The sequence below is a fragment of the Bacteroidota bacterium genome, assembly GCA_013696965.1.
GTDB lineage: Bacteria > Bacteroidota > Bacteroidia > JACCXN01 > JACCXN01 > JACCXN01.
Genome location: JACCXN010000057.1, coordinates 209,229 through 229,211 on the forward strand (window position 1 = coordinate 209,229; position 19,983 = coordinate 229,211).

The 19,983-nt window shown below is 32.2% G+C and carries 17 protein-coding genes; 10 read left to right on the top strand and 7 right to left on the bottom strand.

Annotated elements, in window-relative coordinates:
• Positions 1 to 526 precede the first annotated feature (526 nt).
• The 3 genes from dnaA (at position 527) to H0V01_09475 (ending at position 3,226) form a co-directional block, all read left to right on the top strand.
• Positions 527 to 1,951: a chromosomal replication initiator protein DnaA gene (gene dnaA / locus H0V01_09465; GenBank protein ID MBA2583598.1), complete on the top strand. Its 1,425-nt coding sequence runs from the start codon at positions 527 to 529 to the stop codon at positions 1,949 to 1,951.
• 82 nt (positions 1,952 to 2,033) lie between these two features.
• A complete protein-coding gene (locus H0V01_09470) occupies positions 2,034 to 2,507 on the top strand; it encodes a low molecular weight phosphotyrosine protein phosphatase (protein ID MBA2583599.1) in 474 nt (157 codons plus the stop codon).
• A gap of 2 nt (positions 2,508 to 2,509) precedes the next feature.
• Positions 2,510 to 3,226 (top strand): SAM-dependent methyltransferase, encoded by a 717-nt coding sequence (locus H0V01_09475; protein ID MBA2583600.1) that lies wholly within the window; start codon positions 2,510 to 2,512, stop codon positions 3,224 to 3,226.
• 441 nt (positions 3,227 to 3,667) lie between these two features.
• Here H0V01_09475 and H0V01_09480 read toward each other — a convergent pair whose 3' ends face one another.
• The 3 genes from H0V01_09480 to H0V01_09490 all read right to left on the bottom strand — a co-directional run bounded on the left by H0V01_09480 (position 3,668) and on the right by H0V01_09490 (position 6,149).
• Complete coding sequence (locus H0V01_09480; protein MBA2583601.1) at positions 3,668 to 4,468, bottom strand: hypothetical protein; 801 nt, start codon at positions 4,466 to 4,468, stop codon at positions 3,668 to 3,670.
• Between the two features lie 148 nt (positions 4,469 to 4,616).
• On the bottom strand, positions 4,617 to 5,471 hold the full coding sequence (locus H0V01_09485) for a hypothetical protein (protein ID MBA2583602.1): 855 nt from the start codon (positions 5,469 to 5,471) through the stop codon (positions 4,617 to 4,619).
• 24 nt (positions 5,472 to 5,495) lie between these two features.
• Positions 5,496 to 6,149, bottom strand: a complete 654-nt coding sequence (locus H0V01_09490; GenBank protein MBA2583603.1) for a protein-L-isoaspartate(D-aspartate) O-methyltransferase — start codon at positions 6,147 to 6,149, stop codon at positions 5,496 to 5,498.
• Between the two features lie 168 nt (positions 6,150 to 6,317).
• Here H0V01_09490 and H0V01_09495 point away from each other — a divergent pair, with 168 nt between their 5' ends.
• From H0V01_09495 to H0V01_09505, 3 genes are all read left to right on the top strand, one after another.
• Complete coding sequence (locus H0V01_09495) at positions 6,318 to 7,307, top strand: Gfo/Idh/MocA family oxidoreductase (GenBank protein ID MBA2583604.1); 990 nt, start codon at positions 6,318 to 6,320, stop codon at positions 7,305 to 7,307.
• A 105-nt stretch (positions 7,308 to 7,412) separates the two neighbouring features.
• Positions 7,413 to 8,279 (top strand): hypothetical protein, encoded by an 867-nt coding sequence (locus H0V01_09500; GenBank protein ID MBA2583605.1) that lies wholly within the window; start codon positions 7,413 to 7,415, stop codon positions 8,277 to 8,279.
• 3 nt (positions 8,280 to 8,282) lie between these two features.
• Entirely contained in the window at positions 8,283 to 9,695 is a 1,413-nt protein-coding gene (locus H0V01_09505) for a sugar transferase (protein ID MBA2583606.1), read from the top strand.
• Between the two features lie 34 nt (positions 9,696 to 9,729).
• Here H0V01_09505 and xerD read toward each other — a convergent pair whose 3' ends face one another.
• A complete protein-coding gene (gene xerD, locus H0V01_09510) occupies positions 9,730 to 10,638 on the bottom strand; it encodes a site-specific tyrosine recombinase XerD (protein ID MBA2583607.1) in 909 nt (302 codons plus the stop codon).
• Between the two features lie 63 nt (positions 10,639 to 10,701).
• Between xerD and H0V01_09515 the strand changes: the two genes are divergently transcribed.
• Complete coding sequence (locus tag H0V01_09515) at positions 10,702 to 11,124, top strand: 3-dehydroquinate dehydratase (protein MBA2583608.1); 423 nt, start codon at positions 10,702 to 10,704, stop codon at positions 11,122 to 11,124.
• 9 nt (positions 11,125 to 11,133) lie between these two features.
• On the opposite strand, the gene H0V01_09520 is transcribed toward H0V01_09515, so the two are convergent.
• Positions 11,134 to 12,840: a TonB-dependent receptor gene (locus tag H0V01_09520; GenBank protein MBA2583609.1), complete on the bottom strand. Its 1,707-nt coding sequence runs from the start codon at positions 12,838 to 12,840 to the stop codon at positions 11,134 to 11,136.
• Positions 12,841 to 12,856: 16 nt separating this feature from the next.
• Complete coding sequence (locus H0V01_09525; GenBank protein MBA2583610.1) at positions 12,857 to 15,994, bottom strand: tetratricopeptide repeat protein; 3,138 nt, start codon at positions 15,992 to 15,994, stop codon at positions 12,857 to 12,859.
• Between the two features lie 205 nt (positions 15,995 to 16,199).
• Between H0V01_09525 and H0V01_09530 the strand changes: the two genes are divergently transcribed.
• The 3 genes from H0V01_09530 to xseB all read left to right on the top strand — a co-directional run bounded on the left by H0V01_09530 (position 16,200) and on the right by xseB (position 18,642).
• Positions 16,200 to 16,889, top strand: coding sequence for an ATP-binding cassette domain-containing protein (locus H0V01_09530; GenBank protein ID MBA2583611.1), 690 nt, complete (start codon positions 16,200 to 16,202; stop codon positions 16,887 to 16,889).
• Between the two features lie 140 nt (positions 16,890 to 17,029).
• Positions 17,030 to 18,433, top strand: coding sequence for an exodeoxyribonuclease VII large subunit (gene xseA / locus H0V01_09535; protein ID MBA2583612.1), 1,404 nt, complete (start codon positions 17,030 to 17,032; stop codon positions 18,431 to 18,433).
• Positions 18,430 to 18,642 (top strand): exodeoxyribonuclease VII small subunit, encoded by a 213-nt coding sequence (gene xseB / locus H0V01_09540; GenBank protein ID MBA2583613.1) that lies wholly within the window; start codon positions 18,430 to 18,432, stop codon positions 18,640 to 18,642. The genes xseA and xseB overlap by 4 nt, the downstream gene beginning before the upstream one ends.
• A 241-nt stretch (positions 18,643 to 18,883) precedes the next feature.
• On the opposite strand, the gene H0V01_09545 is transcribed toward xseB, so the two are convergent.
• Entirely contained in the window at positions 18,884 to 19,792 is a 909-nt protein-coding gene (locus H0V01_09545) for a glycosyltransferase (GenBank protein ID MBA2583614.1), read from the bottom strand.
• Positions 19,793 to 19,983: the final 191 nt, after the last annotated feature.

Genomic DNA, 19,983 nt, shown 5'->3' on the forward strand with positions numbered 1-19,983 from the left:
CAATAGTTTGTTGGCAATTATTTCCAAATTCTTGTTAATGGGGGCTAATTTAAATCTATAATTATCCATTAAAATGCTAATATACAATTTCATCCGTAGTGATTTATTTATTAGTTTAAAAAGCAAAAAAAAAACAAAGTTTTATTTTGATTAATACTTATTTTAAATAAAATAAAAATCGACATAGTTTTAAAATTTAAATTCAAGTTTTAACAAAATAAAAATTACCTTTAACCAGAAATAAAAACATAAAAGTTTATTTTCTGAGGAAGTCAAAGTTCTGCCTGTTTTTTTATTTTGTTTTTTATCAGAAATCATATAAATTTCAGCAAGAGTATTTACGAAAACTTCCTAAATGGTTGATTTTCCATACAAGTAAAAGATTTTTAAAAATCAATACTTATTAAACTTTTTTTTAAACTTTTTTAGTTAAATATTTGCTTAACAATTTTTATCAAATTGTAATATTTGAAATTTTAATTGCACCCCAAAGTATTCCTTAGGGAAAAAATATTTTTGTATTAATATGGAAGAAAAAACATGTGAGAAAATCTGGAATAATTGCCTGAGTATAATTAAGGATAATGTGAATCTTCAAAGTTATAAAACATGGTTTGAGCCAATTAAACCAGTTAAATTAGTTAGTAAGGTACTTACAATCCAGGTACCCAGTCAATTTTTTTATGAATGGCTTGAAGAACATTACATTACTTTACTTAAAAAGACAATTAAAAAGGAATTAGGTACCGAAGGTCGTTTAGAATATAGTATTGTTATGGAAAATTCCTATAATAATACTAAACCTCATACTGTAGTTTTTCCAACATCAGGAAACAAGTCAATTAAGAACCCGCCAGTTTCAATGCCTATAGATATTGGAATCCGAAATCCATTCATTATTCCGGGCTTAAAGAAGATAAATGTAGAATCACAACTGAATGTTAATTATTCTTTTGATAATTTTATTGAAGGCGATTGCAATCGTCTTGCGCGTTCTGCAGGATTTGCAGTAGCCAATAAGCCAGGAGGTACTTCCTTTAATCCTCTTTTAATTTATGGTTCAGTTGGTTTGGGTAAAACCCATCTTGCACATGCCATTGGTCTTCAAATAAAAAATAATTTTCCAAATAAGACTGTACTTTATGTTTCTTCTGAGAAATTTACCCATCAGTTTATTGATGCTGTAAGAAATAATTCACAGAATGACTTTGTACATTTCTATCAAATGATAGATGTACTTATAATAGATGATGTGCAATTTTTTGCTGGTAAAGAAAAAACACAGGATGTTTTCTTCCATATTTTCAACCACTTGCACCAGTCAGGAAAGCAACTTGTACTTACCTCTGATAAACCTCCAGTAGAAATGCAAGGTCTGGAACAGCGTTTATTATCCAGGTTTAAATGGGGCCTGTCAGCAGATTTGCAAGCACCAGAACTTGAAACAAGAATAGCTATATTAGAGAAAAAAATGTATGCTGATGGAATCGTTCTTCCAAAAGATGTAGTTGAATACCTGGCTTATAACATTACAGCGAATATACGTGAACTTGAAGGAGCTCTGATTTCCCTTATTGCTCAATCATCAATGAATAAAAAGGCAATTACAATTGAACTTGCCAAACAGATGATTGACAAATTCGTAAAAAATACCGTAAGAGAAGTTTCCATTGATTATATTCAGAAAATTGTTTGTGATTATTTTAATCTTCCCATTGAATTAATGAAATCCAAAACAAGAAAAAGAGAAGTAGTTCAAGCCAGGCAAATTGCAATGTTCTTTTCCAAATGCATGACTAAATCATCACTTGCAACAATAGGAATGCATTGCGGTGGAAAGGATCACGCAACTGTTCTTCATGCTTGCAAAACAGTAAATAACCTTATGGAAACGGATAAAAGGTTTAAAATTTATGTTGATGAACTTGAAAAGAAAATCAACCTTCAATAAAAACAATGTTTACTAATTACTTTAAAAGGAATTAACTTATTATAGTTAATTCCTTTTATTTTTTATCCTTATTCAATAAATTATGCTGAAAATTTTAATGGTCTGCCTTGGAAATATTTGTCGTTCTCCATTGGCGGAAGCCATTTTGGTGGAAAAATTAAAAAATAAGGGATTATATGATGTGCAAGTTGATTCAGCCGGAACATCCTCTTATCATATTGGCGAGAAACCTGATTTACGCACCATAACAAATGCCCGAAAGCATGGGCTTGAAATTTCTCACCTTATTACCAGGCAATTTACTCTAAATGATTTTGATCTTTTTGATAAGATTTATGTAATGGACCATTCAAATTATACTAATGTAGTAGAACTGGCCAGAAATGAAGAGGATATAAAAAAAGTTGAATTAATTTTAAATGTATCTCATCCAGGTTCCAATATGACTGTACCTGATCCATATTTTGGTGGTGATTTAGGTTTTGAAAATGTTTATAATCTTTTAAATGAAGCTTGTGACAGAATTGTTATGAATATTCAAAACAAGAATTTTTAATTATGGAAAAAGGTAAAATTTATTTAATACCAACCACATTGGGTGAAAATGCTCAAATTGAATATGCAATTCCTGCATTTGTTTCTGAAATTGTAAATAGTATTGAGCATTATATTGTAGAAAATGAAAAAACAGCAAGGCATTATCTTAAGAAATTAAAAATAGAAAAGCCATTGCAGGAACTAAAATTGTATCCTTTAAATAAATTTACTCCCGTTGAAGATATTCCCGGATATTTAAGTCCGGCTTTGGATGGTAAGCCAATGGGAATAATTTCTGAAGCAGGGTGTCCTGGTATAGCTGATCCGGGAGCGGATATAGTAAAACTTGCTCATGAACAAGGCTTAAAAGTAGTGCCTCTTGTTGGACCATCTTCAATTTTACTTGCATTGATTGCATCCGGACTTAACGGACAAAATTTTGCTTTTCATGGCTATTTACCTATTGAAGCAAGAGAAAGAGTTAGAAAGTTAAAGGAATTGGAAAATTATTCAAGACAACACAATCAAACTCAAATTTTTATCGAAACTCCTTACCGCAACGATAAGCTTTATGCTGATATTATAGCTACTTGTAATTCAGAAACCCTTCTTTGTATTGCCACAGATATAACATTAAGATCAGAACAGATTTCTACCCATTCAATTGATTATTGGAAAAAAAAGAAACCAGTACTGAACAAAAGGCCGGCTGTTTTTTTGATTCATTCCGGCTTTTAAAAAATTGAAAATGCTTTCAATGAGTCTCCATTGAGTTTTATAGAAAAGTCATTAATGTTTCTTTTATTACGCTGTAATAATTGGAGAAAAATTCCAAATTCAGATGTAGGTTTTTTGAATCAAGTGGAATATTGCAGGAGGATACTCACTTTGGTTGATCACTAAAATCCCACAAATAAAATCTTAATAATGGCAAAGAATATGGCTTTGCGGCCTTTTCTATTTTTTTCTTTGCGGATTTTGCGAGGAAATTAACTTAGTGAATTTTCCTCATTCATCATTTCTAATTTATCCTTTTTTTTGATATTTTTTGATCTTCAAAAGAAGGAATTTGTTAATCAGGTTTAAGGAAAAGAAATCTTCAAATATAACAGCTAAACTTTAGAGCAAAAAAAACTCCTGATTGCTCAGGAGTTTTTTTTATAAGTAATATTAAAATTCTTATTGTTCAGTTAAAGTCCAGTTAGACTCTGAAGTGTAACTAGTAGTTGTAGCACCAGAAACGTAAGTATTAGAATTTGTGAAATTCACTTCCATTACACCTTTTTTCAAGCTAGATACATTTAAAATAGTAGCGGTAGAAGAAAGACCTGTATTGCTTGAAGTCAATGAACTTGAAGCCTCTAAAGCTTTGTAGTTGTTACCAGAACCATAAGATTGCTCATAACGATCAGTAATTGTTAAAGGAGTAGATCCACCTGCAACAAAATAAGTAAAAGTTGAATTTGCATCTGAAACATTTGAAGTTTCAGTTAAAACAATTTGAGTGTTTTTTTCAATTTCACCTGTTCCGCCAGTAATAGTAAAAGTTCCTTTTTCAGTTGTAGTTGAAACTTCTTTAATTATCCTGTCAAAATAACCTTCAAAGTTATAAGTGTAATTTCCTGAAATATTTTGCGCTCTTGAATAAAAACTAACATCTTCATCTTTGTCATTTTCTGTAGCAACAGTAACTTTAGTATAAGTACCTGCTTTTTTATCGAAAGAAAAAGAAACCGTTTTATCATTCGTAACTGGTACACTTCCAACATAAGAATAAGTTATTTTTTCTTTTTCCCCGTCAAATTCATAAGTTGTTGTAGTTGTTGTTCCTGAATTTGTACTATTATAAATAGTTTTTCCGCTTGTTACTTTCCATTCTCCATCTAATTTTTTAGGGGTAACTGTTTTTTTACAGCTTGTTGCAGTTGCTAAAAATGCAATTGCAGTAATTGCAAATAAAGATGTTTTGATTGTTCTCATTTTTTTATTTGTTTTTTTGGTTTATACTGCAAATGTAAAAAAAAAATTTTAAATAATTACATTTTTGAATAAGAGTTATTTTTAGACCAATATTAAGTTAAAAACTTTGAATAAAAATGGTAGTGTTATTAATGAAGTAAAAGTTTAATTAAAAGTGTAAAGTAAGATTAATAGCCCCGCCAGAGATATCGGTATTTAGGCCAAAACGGCTTCCCCCAGCAGTTCTTGAAACTGTTCTTATCACTGTGCTTTCAACACTATCCCATTCTTGAAAAGCATTTTGTCCATCTCCTGTAAAATCATACATCATTCCCCATCCATATTCCATTCCTAAGGATAATTTAGGTATAATAAAATATTCAGCACCAATAAAACCTCTTGCGCCAACACCAAATGAATTACCTGTTCTGCCAGAAATAATTCTTGAGCTTGTTAAAGCGGATATACCTGTGTTAAAATCAATTGTAGATGTTGGTGTTGTATTATCAGCAGAGAAAGTATTTCCGTAAGTATAATTAGTCCTGGTTCCGCCACTGAACATAAAAAGGATTTCTGCTCCATAAAAACCTTGTAACCTTGTTTTACCTTTCCTTTTTTCAATTCCTCCCCCAATAAATACCATATTATTATTAGCTTTTCTTGAATCCCTTACAGTTTCATTAGGATCAATTGGGGCAACCTGTCCATCACGAACAACAAAATTATTGGTGGTTATAGTATTAATATTTATTGTTGCTTTGGCTCTTAATGCTGTTTTTTCAGTTTGAAAATATTTTACCGCAATGGAAAATGGATAAGCAGAAATTGGCTGGGCAGAAACAGTGTTTTTACCTGCACTGCTAAAAAAATTACCTGTATATTCTAAAAAAGGCACTGCATTTACTTGTATTGCCCAGTCACCTGTTTCGGGAAGTATAGCTTCTCCTTTTTTTGAAACAAGTTCCTGTGCACCTAGCAATGAGCTTGTGAATAAAAGCGAAATCAAAACAAAATTAGTTTTCATAATATAAATTGAGTTTGTGGTTTACTATTGACTTTTCCATTCTTTATCTTTTAACAATGGAACAAATTGAAAATATCCATGTTCATTAATTTCTGTTTCACCCTCATTTTTTTTGATTAAACTCGTCATTACCTGTACGCTTGTTGCGCCAACAGGAATTACCATTATTCCATCTACTTTTAATTGTTCAATCAAAGCTTCAGGAATGTGCGGTGCTCCTGCAGTTACAAGAATTTTATCAAAGGGTGCATACGCTGGTAATCCCTTATACCCATCTCCATAAAAGAATTTTGGATTATAACCTATTTCCGGCAGCAATATTTTTGTTTTTTCAAACAGTGTCTTTTGTCTTTCAATGGTATAAACTTTTGCCCCCAATTCAAGTAAAATGCATGTTTGATATCCTGATCCTGTTCCAATTTCAAGAACTTTATCTCCTTTTTTAATTTTTAAAAGCTGAGTTTGGAAAGCAACAGTATAGGGTTGTGAAATTGTTTGCCCCGAACCTATTGGAAATGCTTTGTCTTCATAGGCATGCTCAAGAAAAACATTTTCCATAAATACATGCCTTGGAACTTTTCCAATTGCTTTTAACACTTCCTCATCCTCTATCCCCTTTGCTTTTAAACTATCAACAAGCTTTTTCCTTAATCCTTTATGCTTATAAGTATCTTCCATTTTATAATCTTTTAAAGTTACCCTTTAAAGTTACAAAATAACAATAAACAATTTTTAATTTCATAAAATGCTCTATTTTGTTTTAAACAGTTATTGGTTATAATTAATTTAGAAATAGATTGTGAAACTGTATAAAAAAAATTTTCTTTGTCCAATAAATCATTAGAGATGCTAAAAATAGGAATAATAGGGGCAGGTCATCTGGGAAAAATACATATTAAATGTATCAGGGAAATTTCTGGTTATGAATTAATAGGTTTTTATGATTCTAATGAACCCTATGCAAAAGAGCTTTCTAAAGAACTTAATCTTAAATTATATCCCTCTATTGATGAATTAATAAAGGATTCAGATGTCATTGATATTGTAACCCCAACAGTATCTCACTTTGAAATTGCGGTAAAAGCATTAAAAAATTTCAAGCATGTTTTTATTGAAAAGCCTTTAACTCAAACGGTTGAAGAAGCAAAAATTCTTATGGAATTAAAAAGTGAGGCAAACGTTAAAGTTCAGGTGGGGCATGTTGAAAGATTTAATCCTGCATTTAGGGCCGCATTGCCCTTTTTTGATCAACCCATGTTTATTGAATCACATCGGTTATCTCAGTTCAATCCTAGGGGAACTGATGTTTCAGTGGTATTGGATCTTATGATTCATGATTTGGATATTATTTTAAGCGTTGTAAAATCAAGTATAAAAAGAATAAGTGCCAGTGGGGTGGCTGTTGTAAGTGATTCTCCGGATATTGCAAATGCCAGAATTGAATTTGACAATGGATGTGTTGCTAATCTTACTGCAAGTCGAATTTCAATGAAAAGCATGAGGAAATCAAGGTTTTTTCAGCGTGATGCATATATTTCAGTAGATTTTCTTGCAAAGGAATCAAATATAGTTAGACTAAAAAATGTGGTTGGAGAACCTGACCCCCTTGGATTAATTATTGATTTAGGAGAAAACAAGGGATCAAAACAAATTTTTATTGAATCACCTGAAATAAAAAACATAAATGCCATTAAAGAAGAGTTGTCCAGCTTTTATAATGCAATTATTCATAATCTCACGCCAGAGGTTCCTATTGATGATGGTTTTGCAGCACTTGATGCAGCTCATAAAATTATCGACAAGCTTAAAATAAATTCGGGAAAAATGCATGCTTAGTAGCATTGGTGGCTTTTATTAACCTTGCTAATGAATATTTTTACCCATTTTTAAAATAAGTTTTTCATTACTCCGTTAAATGATACTTTCTTTTTCTGATTATAAATGAATCGATTTACAATTGTTTTTTTTACAGTTATTGTTTGCTTGCTGTATTGTTCTTGTAATATCATTAATCCTTCAGAAGAAATTCCCTCCTATATTAAAATAGATACAATTACTTTCGAAAATGACCCAGGGCAAAGCATTAGTTATCAAAAAATTACTGATGCATGGGTTTATGTTGATGATCAATTAGTAGGAACGTATGAACTTCCGGTTACTTTTCCAGTACTTGCAAAAGGAAACAGGCAAATTCTAATAAGACCTGGAATAATAATAAACGGAATTGGGGCAACCAGAGGTATTTATCCATTTTTTGAAAGTTATGGAAAATCTGTTGATCTTAATCCAAATGAAACTAGCGTAATTTCTCCAACAGTTAAATATCACTCTTCTTATACCTTACCCTGGTCCGCTAATTTTGAAACCGAGATTAAAATTGAAAGATTACCAGGAAGTTTATCAGATATAAAAAGAGTTACTGACCCTGCTATATTAGGACCTTTTAATGGTATTGCATGTGGAGCTATCCTTTTAGATGCTGATTCAAATAGATTTGCTGGTGCCTCCTTAACAGATTTTCCACTTTCCCTACCAAGAACTTCCCAACCAATTTTCCTTGAATTAAGTTATAAGTCCAACAATCTATTTTCTGTTGGAATTATTGCCAGGAATCCAGAGGGTGATCAGGGACAAACTATTCTAAATATAAATCCTTCATCCGGTTGGAATAAAATTTATGTTAATTTAACAGAAACTGTTAATCTAAATATAAATGCTGCAGGGTATTATTTCTTTATTCATGCCCAAAAATCCGATGATGTTTCACAAGCAGAGATTTATATTGACGATTTGAAAATATTATATTAATTCATGAATAAAAAAGCACAGTTATTCATACTTATACTAGTAGATTACCTTTCGGCTGCTCTTGCTTGGAGTTTTTTCTTTGTATTTAGAAAATTGTATATTGAGGCTAAAATTCATGGCTTACCCGTTCCTGTTGAATTTGACGATAATTATTACATAGGCCTTGCTCTAATTCCTTTATTCTGGCTTCTTTTATATTTACTAAATGGAGTATACAAAGATATTTTCAGACGATCAAGACTAAAAGAATTAGGCCAAACATTGCTTCTTTCTGTTATTGGTGTGCTTATTATTTTCTTTTTACTCATTTTAGATGATGAAATAGCATCCTATAAATCGTATTATCAATCATTTGCTGCTTTATTCTTGCTTCACTTTGGCATTACAGCTTTAGGAAGATTAATTATATCTACATCAATTGTAAATAAGGTTCACAATCGAAAAATTGGTTTTAATACTATTATTATAGGAAGCAATGAGAAGGCCTTGAGTCTTTACAATGAGTCTTTGGCCCAGGTAAAATCTTCTGGTAACAGATTTATTGGATTTGTTCATGTTGAAAATAACATTAGTTTAATGGAGCCATTTTTACCTCATTTAGGTTCTTTTACAGCCTTAAAATCACTTTTAGTTCGGTACAATGTCGAAGAAGTTATTATTGCCATAGAATCGTCTGAACATGATAAGTTGAATAAAATATTAAATGAATTAAGTAACACAGGAGTAGTAATAAAAATAATTGCAGATTTATATGATATTCTTTCGGGTTCAGTTAAAATGAGTTCGATTTTTGACACCCCACTCATTGAGGTTAGCAGGCAAATTATACCTGAATGGCAATTAAATGCCAAACGACTTCTTGATGTTTCCGTTTCCTTTTTTATTTTCATTTTCTTTTTACCTGTTTTTCTTTTATTGGCACTTTTGGTGAAATTGTCTTCCAAAGGACCTGTAATATATAAGCAGGAAAGGGTTGGCAAACACGGGAAGCCTTTTAAAATATATAAGTTTCGTTCCATGTTTACCAATGCTGAGAATAATGGACCTGCACTTTCAAGTGACAATGATTCCCGTATAACACCTTTAGGTAAAACATTAAGAAAATACCGGCTTGACGAACTTCCCAACTTTTATAATGTACTCATTGGTGATATGTCTCTTGTAGGTCCACGACCTGAAAGACAACATTATATTTCACTTATAATGGAGCAAGCCTCACATTATGCCCATTTACAAAAAGTAAAACCTGGGGTAACTTCTTGGGGACAGGTTAAATACGGTTATGCCTCTAATGTAGATGAAATGATCAAAAGGCTTAAATACGACTTGCTATACATTGAAAACATGTCACTGTATGTTGATTTGAAAATACTGATCTACACAGTGATGATTGTTTTAAAGGGAAGAGGGAAGTAGTTTCATTAAATTATTCTCTGATTCAATTTTTAAATCATTTAATTTTCGCTCTGGGGTGGAATTGTATAATTGCATCCCTTAAATATTCACGATCTAAATGAGTATAGATTTCAGTTGTAGTAATTGAAGCATGTCCAAGCATTTCCTGTATTGCTCTTAAATCAGCACCTCCTTCAATTAAATGCGTTGCAAAAGAATGCCTGAAAGTATGTGGACTTACAATTTTTTTCACCCCTGCTTTTTGAGCAAGGAGTTTTATAATTGTAAAAACCATAACCCGGGAAAGGCTTTTTCCATGTTTATTTAAAAATACAAAATTTTCAAATCCTTTTTGAACATTGATTTTTTTTCTGGAATTATTAGCATAAATATCCAAATATTTCAGGGCATAGCTTCCAATGGGGATAATTCGCTGTTTATTCCCTTTTCCTGTGGCTTTTATAAATCCTTCGTTTTTAATTAAGTCGGTTATTTTCAAATCGGTAAGTTCAGAAACCCTTAGGCCACAACTATAAAGTGTTTCAAGCATTGCTTTGTTTCTTTCACCCTCAGGTTTGCTTAGATCTATTGCCTCAATAATTTTTTCAATTTCTGTTGGAGAAAGCACTTCAGGTAATTTCCTTTTTAATTTAGGTGCTGATATAAGTGCGGTAATATCATTATCTGTTAAATTTTCCATTACAAGATATTTATAAAATGCCTTTATTCCTGATATCACCCTTGCCTGGGTTGTGGCAGAAACCTCCAATTCATTCAACCACGCAATAAATTCGTTAAAATGTTTTAATTCAAGTTGCAGTGCATTGTATGTATACTTCTTGTATTCCAGGAACTGCATAAGCTTTTCCATATCCCTTTGGTAAGCTTCTATGGAGTTATCAGCAAGGGATTTTTCAAGTCGTAAATAGGCAATAAATCCTTTTATGAGCGATGACCAATGCATTAATCTTTATATTCGTAAAATATTTGTTGTAAAAATAACAAGTTAAAAGCACATAAAAATAAAATGAAGATTATAATCATTAACGGACCGAATTTAAATTTAACAGGTAGCAGGGAAACCGAAATATATGGAAATACCGGGTTTGAACCTTTTATGAACGAATTAAAAAAGTCATTTAAGGATGTTGAGTTTCATTATTTTCAAAGCAATATTGAAGGGGAAATTATAGATAAGCTACAGGAAACGGGTTTTTCCTTTCATGGGATAATTTTAAATGCAGGTGGTTACAGCCATACTTCTGTAGCAATAGCTGATGCCATTGTAGCAATAAAAACTACAGTAATAGAAGTTCATTTATCCAACATTTATTCAAGAGAAACATTTAGACATGTTTCATTAACAGCAAAAAACTGCAAAGGCCTTATTTCAGGGTTCGGTATGGATTCCTACAAATTGGCTGTTAATTATTTAACCAATTTAATGTAGGGTAATTAATTAAAAAGAATAAGTGAATCCACCCATTAAGTTGAATCTCTGCAAAGGATAATTATACCAGCGGTTGTATTTTGCTGCGCCTATGTTATTGAAGTTCACGAAAGCAGATAGCTGCTTTGTATAACGGTATTCAACACCAAGATTTATATCAGCAAAGCCTTTTAGTTTTTCAGGATATTTCCCCGGAATAACTTCTAAATTGTCTGAAACTTCGTACCGTCTTGTCCCATACCTGGTATTCAAATAAAAGGCATCCGCTTTAACAATGATTTTATCACGCAGGCTGTACAACGTTGTTAAGGTGATTTCAGCATCAGGACGATGCCATGGATGTAATTCATTCGTCATTTGATAACGGTACCAATCTCCTTTAAGTAGGATTTTTAGCTTTTCGGTTTTTTGATAAGCCAATTCTCCGGTAATATTCAATAGTTTTACATCATCATAAACCACAGAGAAACGCTCAGGGAAATAAACATTGTAATCATTAATGAAAAAAGCCATATTGTGTACATCACTATAGGAAACACCTGCATTGAAAGTAATTGTAGAACTTAAACTTCCCCTTAAACCCCCAAATATATTGTAACGGGTATTTGTGTTTTTTAAAGGAGTGTATGCGGTCATAAAAGGGTTTATGCTGGTTAATGAGCGATAACTATTCCTCTCCAGCTTTCCGTTAATACCTCCGTAAGGTATAATAATGTTTTCGATAAGGTTGAAATTAAAATCCACATCAGGATAAAAATGAAAACTTCCTATTTGATCCGTTCCAACTCCTGCAAATAAACCAGCCCCCACCTTTACACGCCATTTTTTTCCCGATGAAACTATATTGGGCCCCAAATTTATAATGGCATTATCGGTGGTGTCTGTAGGAAGTGTATTGTGATAGTAGTCAGTTCCTATATTAAGTCCTATGAGTTCCCTTCCATGGTATTTGCCAAGCTTGACATCAAGTCTTACATTGTTTTCAATGGCTGTATCATATAAATCAGCAAAATTATTATACCTTAATTTTACATTGTGGTGCAATTTTGTGGAATCTTTGTAGGTGCTTTGAGCCTCAGTACCAATAGAAAATAAGTTGAATCTTTGACGAATTAAATCTTTAGTTATTTCCTTTCCTGGAAAATCATATATTGGAGAGTACGGAATACCATTGGGTATAGCATAATAATGCAGAACGTTCCTGTTGTAATTAAAATCTCCTGAAATAGTATGAGTTGGTTTAAAATAGCTTCCTGCCAATCCTGTTCCAGTATTACTAAAACCACTGTAATATGCATTTGAAATAGAACCAGTAGAAGAGATATGTTTCAAAAAAGCCAGGTAAGAAAATTCCTTTGAACGCAATGAATTAAAATAAATCTCACCAAGGGGGGTGAAATAATTTCCAAAACCTCCCTTAATATGTGTCCTGTATAAATTTGAAAGTGGCTCTCCTTTCATTTTTGCTGCAGGAATGGGATCAACCTCAAAACTTGTGTTTACTTTTTTATTCAATAATTTATAATCAGGAATAGGTAACCTGGCTGTAGTATCGTTGATAACAGGGTTTTTGCCAATTTTAAAAGCATCAGAAATTACAGGATTAAAATCACCTAAAATTTCAACCTGTTCATTTCCCAAATCTTTGTCCTTAACCTGGGCAAAAGATCCTGTTACAAAAACAATTGCTGAAAACAATAAAAAAAACTTTGGCATAATGCTGTTTGAATATTTAATCATTATTCATTTCCTCCTCATTGTTTTCATCCTTAAACAAACGATCGCTTTTAGGGTTATTCTCATTCATTTTTATTTCTAAAGGCTCAGGAGATTTTTTTTGGGGTTCAGGCTTTTCTGCATCAATAATAGATTTTAATTTCTCCCGCGCCAGTGTTTTTAAATCATCCCCTTCATAGTTGTCAATTATACTCTGTAAGGTATGTTTTGCCTGGAAAGCATCATTCTGGGCTAAATAATTATCAGAAAGAAGGATAAATGCTTTAGCAACCCAATAATCAAAGGCTGAAAATTTATCCGCAAGAGCAAATATTTCTTTTTCGGATTCACTGTATTTTTGTTGCAGGTACCTAACATAAGCCATATTGTATTTCGATTCGGCTCCTAATTCATTGGATGGTGCATTTTCTGCTACCATTTTAAATTTCTCATAGGCCTTGTCAAATGCATTTTGTTCAAGAGATGCCTTAGCTTGAATTAAATTTGCCTCATTGATTACTTTCTGAGAAATATTTTCCATTACCATCACCTTATCAGCGTATTCCTTTGCTGTTTGAAGATCCTTCAAAATAAAATTTGTCCGCATTAATCCAATGCGTGCATCCATCAAAAGAGCGGAATGTTCAGATTGTTTCTCAAGCTTTTCATAAGCTAATTTTGCCTGGATGTAATTCTTTTGTTCAAAATAAATATGAGCTGTTTTTGCCAGAGATTTTTCAGTAAATATGTTCCTTGGCTGAGCTACCACAAATAAATATCCTTTAATAGCCATTTCATATTGCTTTGCTTTAAAATGACATTCAGATAAGTAGAAATTAACCTGAAGTACAAATACACCCTCAGGAAATTTTTGCAGATAGTTGTTAAAATTAATAATTGCTTCCTGGCAGTCTCCTTTTAAATATAGACCTTCGGCAGATTCATAAAAAGTTGAATCCAAAGAAGTGCGGGTAACATTTGCAAAAGGTAGTTTTTCAACAAAACTGGAATATTCCTCCGCTTTTCCCTGGGCTATCGAAATGTTTTTAAAACCCAACAAGGCCTGATGAGATTCAGGTGTACCAGGATAATCATTAATTACTTTCTTATAAATTGTAGCTGATTTTTCATCCTCTTTTTGATTGTAATAAATAAGTCCCTGCTTGATCATAGCCTTACTTACTACTGGGCTGTTAGGATGTTCATTTACAATCTTATTAAAATAGGTTAATGCTTTTTGGTTATCTCCAAGTGCTAAATATGTTTTCCCAATCTCGAACTTCGCATCAACGGCATAAAAAGAAGCAGGGTAATCTTTAATAATTGATTCTAATACCGGAAGCTTAGCTTCTTGTTTTCCTGTTAATCCAAGACAAACGGCTTTTTGAAACAATGCATAATCGCTGTTTGACATTTTCAGGTTTGCCGCCTGCCCATAATAATCTACAGCATTTTCGTAATTTTTGGTGATAAAATAACTATCGCCAATACGTAGCAAAGCATCATTTACTTTCTTGGTATCCTCTATGGGGGTTATGGATGTATATTTCCTGAACCATAAAATGGCAGCAGGATAGTTTTTCTTTTTAAAATAGGCATAACCCAGATTGTAATTTGCAGTAAAATATTCGGGTAAAGCAGCTGCGCCTGGTTCAAATAAAAATGTTTGATAACTTGTTATAGCCTCATCATATTTACGTTGATTGAACAAGGCTTCGGATTTCCAATACTGAGATTGGGCATTTATGTTTTTATCTAAGGGGAAGGATAAGGCCTTATCAAAATGTATGACAGCGGCTGTAAAATTAGCAGTATTGAATAAATCTACACCGCGGTAATATGCCATTTTCTGGTAAGCATATTCCAAATCTTTTGTTTTTTTACCAATGCTCTCAATGGTTACTAATGCCTCTTTGTAATTGCGGGTAGTGAAAAAAACATTTAGAAGGTATTTATAAGCCTCATCAGCCCTATCTGTTCCTGGGAATGCTTTAATATAGAAATGTAAGGCTTCAATAGCTTCATTAAATGGGTTATTGGAAAGTTCATAGGAAAGTTTTGCATATGTAAACATTGCATCTTCTTTAACTACTTTATCAAAATCAAATTTAGAAGCTGAACTAAAAGCATTTCTTGCAAAGTTTTTATTATCCTGTTTAAGGTAAGCCCTTCCAATTTGGTAGTAGGCATTTTGAGCAAGTTCATCTTCCACTTTAGTTACTTGCTGGAACAATTCAATTGCCTTATCATAAATGGCGGTTTGTAAATAAGCAAATCCTAATTGATAAGCATCTTCCCTTGTTAATCTTCCTGATGCTTTTCTGAATTGTTCTAAAAATGGAATAGATTTTTCAAATTCATTAAGTTTGAAATAGGATTCGCCAATTAAACGCGCTACCTCTGGCGCTCTTTTAACATCCTCTGTTTGAAGCAGGGGAGGAGCATATTCAATAACAAGTTCATATCTTTTTTGTAAAAAATAAATTTGTGATATGTAATAAGGAACAATGGGTCCAAAAACTGGTTCGCTTTGTAACCTTTGAAAACCTATAAGGGCAGTTTCATAATTTTTAGTTGTATAGGCGATATGAGAGTAATAATAATTAGCTGGATTGGTATAGCGGGTATCAACATCCTTTATTTCATAAAACATTTTGGATGCCTCATCAAATTTGCCAGTTTCATAATAAGAATATCCTGCTTTAAAATAGTATTCAGCAAGTTCATCCGTACTTAATTCATATATGTCTACCAGTTCGTAGGATTTAATGGCGTCTTTAAATTTCTTTTTTCTGTAATGGTAATTTCCGAGTTTGAAAACTGCCATGCCCACTTTAGGGCTTTCCGGATGCTTTTCAATAAAATTATTTAATTTGTCTTCAGCATCCGAATGAAAGAGTTCAACGGCACACATGGCCGAATAAAAATCACAGTTTGTTATTATTTCCGAATGTGAATTTTTATTGGAATTAACAGCTTTTTCAAAATACACGCGTGCTGCAGCAAATTTTTCCTTGTTATACAATTCCATTGCAAGTTTATAATGCTTATCCGGATCGGAATGTATAAGAGATTGTTGAGCAGAAGCCCTTCCTGCAATAATTAACATTATAGCAAGAATAATAAGTGCTACAAGTATTTTAAGTTTATTCAAAATAAGATTTTTTAAACCCGACAAAGATAAAAACAGCTTTAGCCTCATATTTTTTTAAAATGATAAGTTATCAACGTTTCAATGTTGAAATTGATACTCTTCCGGGATTAAATATTTTTTCAGTAAAGAAAGAAAATGCCGATATTTGTTGAATAAACTTAATTACCCGCTAAATTATTTTCTGGTAAATTAAATAATAAATGAAATGACAGGTGAAACTATTATAGAATTAAGTAATCTTTCCATTTTCCAAAAGAGCAATCTTGTTTTGGCTGAAGTAAATATTAATATTGAAAAGGGAGAATTCGTTTATTTAATTGGTCGCACAGGAAGCGGAAAAAGCAGTATTCTGCGCACCTTGTATGCAGATTTGAAACCTGTAGAAGGTGATGCACATATTGCAGGGTTTGATTTAAGAAAAATAAAATCCCGAGAAGTGCCTTTTCTTAGAAGAAAATTAGGAATTATTTTCCAGGATTTTCAATTGTTATCCGATAGGTCTGTTTATAACAACCTGTTATTTGTTTTAAAAGCCACGGGTTGGAAAAACAAAAATGATATTACAATGCGTATAAAGGATGTATTGGCAAAAGTGGGCCTAAGTACAAAAGATTTTAAAATGCCTCATGAATTATCAGGAGGAGAACAACAAAGGGTTGCTATAGCCCGAGCCCTTTTAAATGATCCTGATGTTATTCTTGCCGATGAGCCTACCGGAAATCTTGACCCGGAAACCTCCGAAGGGATAATGAACCTTCTGTTTGAAATCAGTAAAAGCGGAAGAGCTGTTGTTATGGCATCTCATGATTATGCCCTTTTTGAAAAATTTCCTGCACGTACCATTAAATGTGAAAATGGAAGGGTATTGGATTCTAAATTAGTGGCAAACAGCTAAAACATACTTTAAAAGCGAGTCTGTAAATAAAGCTTAAAGCTTTATGAAATCCTTTGTATTTTACCCTGATTATTTTTATCCTCAAGTTTTTGCATTAACTTAGGATGAAATTGCGTTTGACATTACAACCAATTTAAGCAATGCCTGAAACAGTTAACAACAAAAGCGTTTTTACCTTGCTGGAGGTTACCCAAAGCATACAAAAAACACTTGCTGATAGATATAAAAGTACATTTTGGGTAAAAGCCGAAATGAATAAATTAAATTATTATAGTCATTCAGGGCATTGCTATCCTGAATTAGTTGAAAAAATAGAGGGAAAGGTTATTGCTCAAATAAAATCAACTCTTTGGAAAGACGAATACAGGAATATAAATTCCAACTTCCTTAGCATTCTTAAGGAACCTTTAAAAGACGGAATTAAAATATTGTTTCTTGCCAGTATTACATTTGATCCTTCTTATGGGCTTTCTCTCAGAATCATTGATATTGACCCCAGTTATACATTAGGAGATCTTGAAAAAGAGAAACAGGAAACAATCAAAAGACTTCAGGTTGAAGGGATTTTTAACAAGAACAAAGCTTTGCCTATTTCCTTGTTGCCTCAACGCATCGCTATTATTTCAGTTGAAACCAGTAAGGGCTATGCAGATTTTTTAAAAGTACTTGAAACCAATCCATGGAAGTATAAATTTTTTCATCTTCTTTTCCCCTCCTTACTTCAGGGAGAAAAGGCAGTTTATTCAATCATTGACCAGTTGAAACGAATAAATAAAGTAAGGCAACATTTTGATGTAGTAGCTATCATTCGAGGTGGAGGAGGAGATGTTGGACTATCCTGTTACAACAATTATGAACTTGCAAAAGAAATTGCTTTGTTTCCAATCCCGGTTATTACAGGAATTGGACACGCAACAAACGAAACAGTTGCAGAGTTAATAAGCTACTCCAATGCAATTACACCTACAAAAATAGCAGAGTATCTCATTCAAAAATTTCATAATTTCTCGGTCCCGGTTCATAGAGCAGAAGAAAAAATAATAGAAAAATCAATTCGACTGATAAAGGATGAAAAATCGAAATTTGATGCTCAAATAAAACTCTTTCGTTCCTTAACAGAAAATATACTCCTATACAACAGGAACCAGCTTAAAGAGCACTTTAGATCATTGTTTCAACAATCTGTGTTTCGCTTTAAAAGTGAAAAAGGCTTTTTGAAAAAAAATGCAGAAGAAATAAAAAAAGGTTCCATTAATCTATGCATTTCAGCAAAGCAAGAAATCAAACAGTTTGCTGTACTTTTGAAAAGGGATGTTTTCACTCAAATCCATAGGGTTAAATCAGAATTAAATAGTTTAGAAAAAAACATCAACAATATGAGCCCGCAAAGTGTATTAAAAAGAGGCTACAGCATAACCACGAGGAATGGAAAGGCAATAAAAAGTTTTCAATCAGTGAAAAAAGGGGACATAATAGAAACCTTGGTTTATGATGGTAGTATTAAAAGTAGTGTAAATGAATCAAAAAAAACAGAAGAACAATGAGCGATAAATATAAATATACAGAAGCTTTTGATGAACTTCAATCCATAGTTTCAGAAATTGAACAAGGAGAAATATCTGTAGACGAACTTTCAGAAAAAGTAAAAAGAGCGGCTTTTTTGATTAAAATTTGCAAAACAAAACTAACCACAACAGAGGAAGACGTAAACAAGATTTTAAAAGAGCTGGATAAAGCATCAGATGAAGAATAATAATTAGTAGTGTAATCTATAATATTGGATTAGAAATTTAGGAATTACAGGTATTCCAAGTATTACAATAATGCTGGTTGCGTACTGCCTCAATAATTACAGAAGTTTTTTCTCAAAAAGGAATTTGGAAATGCTATACATAACTGGATCTGAAATGCTATTGAAATACATAATTTTCTTAATCATTGGTGAAAAAAACGTTCTGTTGATTGCTTAATTTGGATTAAAACGAATGAAAGAGTTATAGAATTAATATTAATCGATCAGCATTAACAGAATTAGAAAAATCGCCTGATAAAAGTTCTGTTCTCATCTTAATTTCATCTTCAGTAAAAGCTTGTTTCATCAAAGTAATAATTTCTGAAATTATTTCCTGAGGACTGTCTCTTATAATGCAAAACTTTTCCAGACCTGTTCCAATAACCATTGGAGAATTAACAAGGCAAAATTTACCGTTGTGAAGTGCCGACAATAGTTTTAATTTAATACCTGTTGACTGAAAAGTTGGAAGCAGGTTTATATGTGCCATCCTTATTAACTCTGTAATTTGAACTGTTGAATAATTATCTCTTAATTGTATGTGTTCATGTTTTGCTACCTCTGCATTTAATTCAGCAGAAGGATTACTTCCTGCTATAATAAAAGGAATATCAATTTTACTGAATATTTCCTTTACAAGAAATAAAGCAGCCAGGTTATTTTCTCCAACAGAAAGGTTGCCATGATATAAAACAAAATCGCCCTTTCCCTGATTAATATTTAATTTATTATCAGGATGAAAAGCAGAAACAGTTACTGTTTTTGGATGATAACACAAGTAATATTCAGTATCAGGGGCAGAAATGGCGGCTATTGCTGAGGCATTTGAAAGTTTTTTTTCAAAATTTTCAAGCTTTGAAGCCGCCCTTGCAAAATATATTTTTTTTAATGGATTCGTTTCTGCCTGTGAAAGTTTACGGTAATATACCTGTTCAATATTATGGGTACGAACTATTATTTTTCTATCAGCCAATCGTTTATCATCCAGATAATAGCAGCAATGCAAACCTTCCATCAATATTGGGTGTTTATCTGCTAAAAGGTTATTGATTAATTCCTTGGAATTTCTGCTTTTTATAATATAGGGTGTGGAATTTAAAAATTGAAACAAATTATTCTGCCTTTTGTAATAATTTACTTTGTAACAATATTTTTTTAATTCCTGGGCAGGTTTTCTGCCATATTCAAAACAATGAAGGTGGATTTTAATGCCTTTTTGGCTTAGGGCTTTTATCTTGTAAAAAACATCAATAACCCCACCATAATCTGCAGGATAAGGAACATCAAAAGAAATAATATGTA

Coding starts and splice junctions, on each gene's coding strand:
- dnaA (MBA2583598.1), top strand. CDS start 527: ATGGAAGAAAAAACATGTGAGAAAATCTGGAATAATTGCCTGAGTATA.
- H0V01_09470 (MBA2583599.1), top strand. CDS start 2,034: ATGCTGAAAATTTTAATGGTCTGCCTTGGAAATATTTGTCGTTCTCCA.
- H0V01_09475 (MBA2583600.1), top strand. CDS start 2,510: ATGGAAAAAGGTAAAATTTATTTAATACCAACCACATTGGGTGAAAAT.
- H0V01_09480 (MBA2583601.1), bottom strand. CDS start 4,468: ATGAGAACAATCAAAACATCTTTATTTGCAATTACTGCAATTGCATTT.
- H0V01_09485 (MBA2583602.1), bottom strand. CDS start 5,471: ATGAAAACTAATTTTGTTTTGATTTCGCTTTTATTCACAAGCTCATTG.
- H0V01_09490 (MBA2583603.1), bottom strand. CDS start 6,149: ATGGAAGATACTTATAAGCATAAAGGATTAAGGAAAAAGCTTGTTGAT.
- H0V01_09495 (MBA2583604.1), top strand. CDS start 6,318: ATGCTAAAAATAGGAATAATAGGGGCAGGTCATCTGGGAAAAATACAT.
- H0V01_09500 (MBA2583605.1), top strand. CDS start 7,413: ATGAATCGATTTACAATTGTTTTTTTTACAGTTATTGTTTGCTTGCTG.
- H0V01_09505 (MBA2583606.1), top strand. CDS start 8,283: ATGAATAAAAAAGCACAGTTATTCATACTTATACTAGTAGATTACCTT.
- xerD (MBA2583607.1), bottom strand. CDS start 10,638: ATGCATTGGTCATCGCTCATAAAAGGATTTATTGCCTATTTACGACTT.
- H0V01_09515 (MBA2583608.1), top strand. CDS start 10,702: ATGAAGATTATAATCATTAACGGACCGAATTTAAATTTAACAGGTAGC.
- H0V01_09520 (MBA2583609.1), bottom strand. CDS start 12,840: ATGCCAAAGTTTTTTTTATTGTTTTCAGCAATTGTTTTTGTAACAGGA.
- H0V01_09530 (MBA2583611.1), top strand. CDS start 16,200: ATGACAGGTGAAACTATTATAGAATTAAGTAATCTTTCCATTTTCCAA.
- xseA (MBA2583612.1), top strand. CDS start 17,030: ATGCCTGAAACAGTTAACAACAAAAGCGTTTTTACCTTGCTGGAGGTT.
- xseB (MBA2583613.1), top strand. CDS start 18,430: ATGAGCGATAAATATAAATATACAGAAGCTTTTGATGAACTTCAATCC.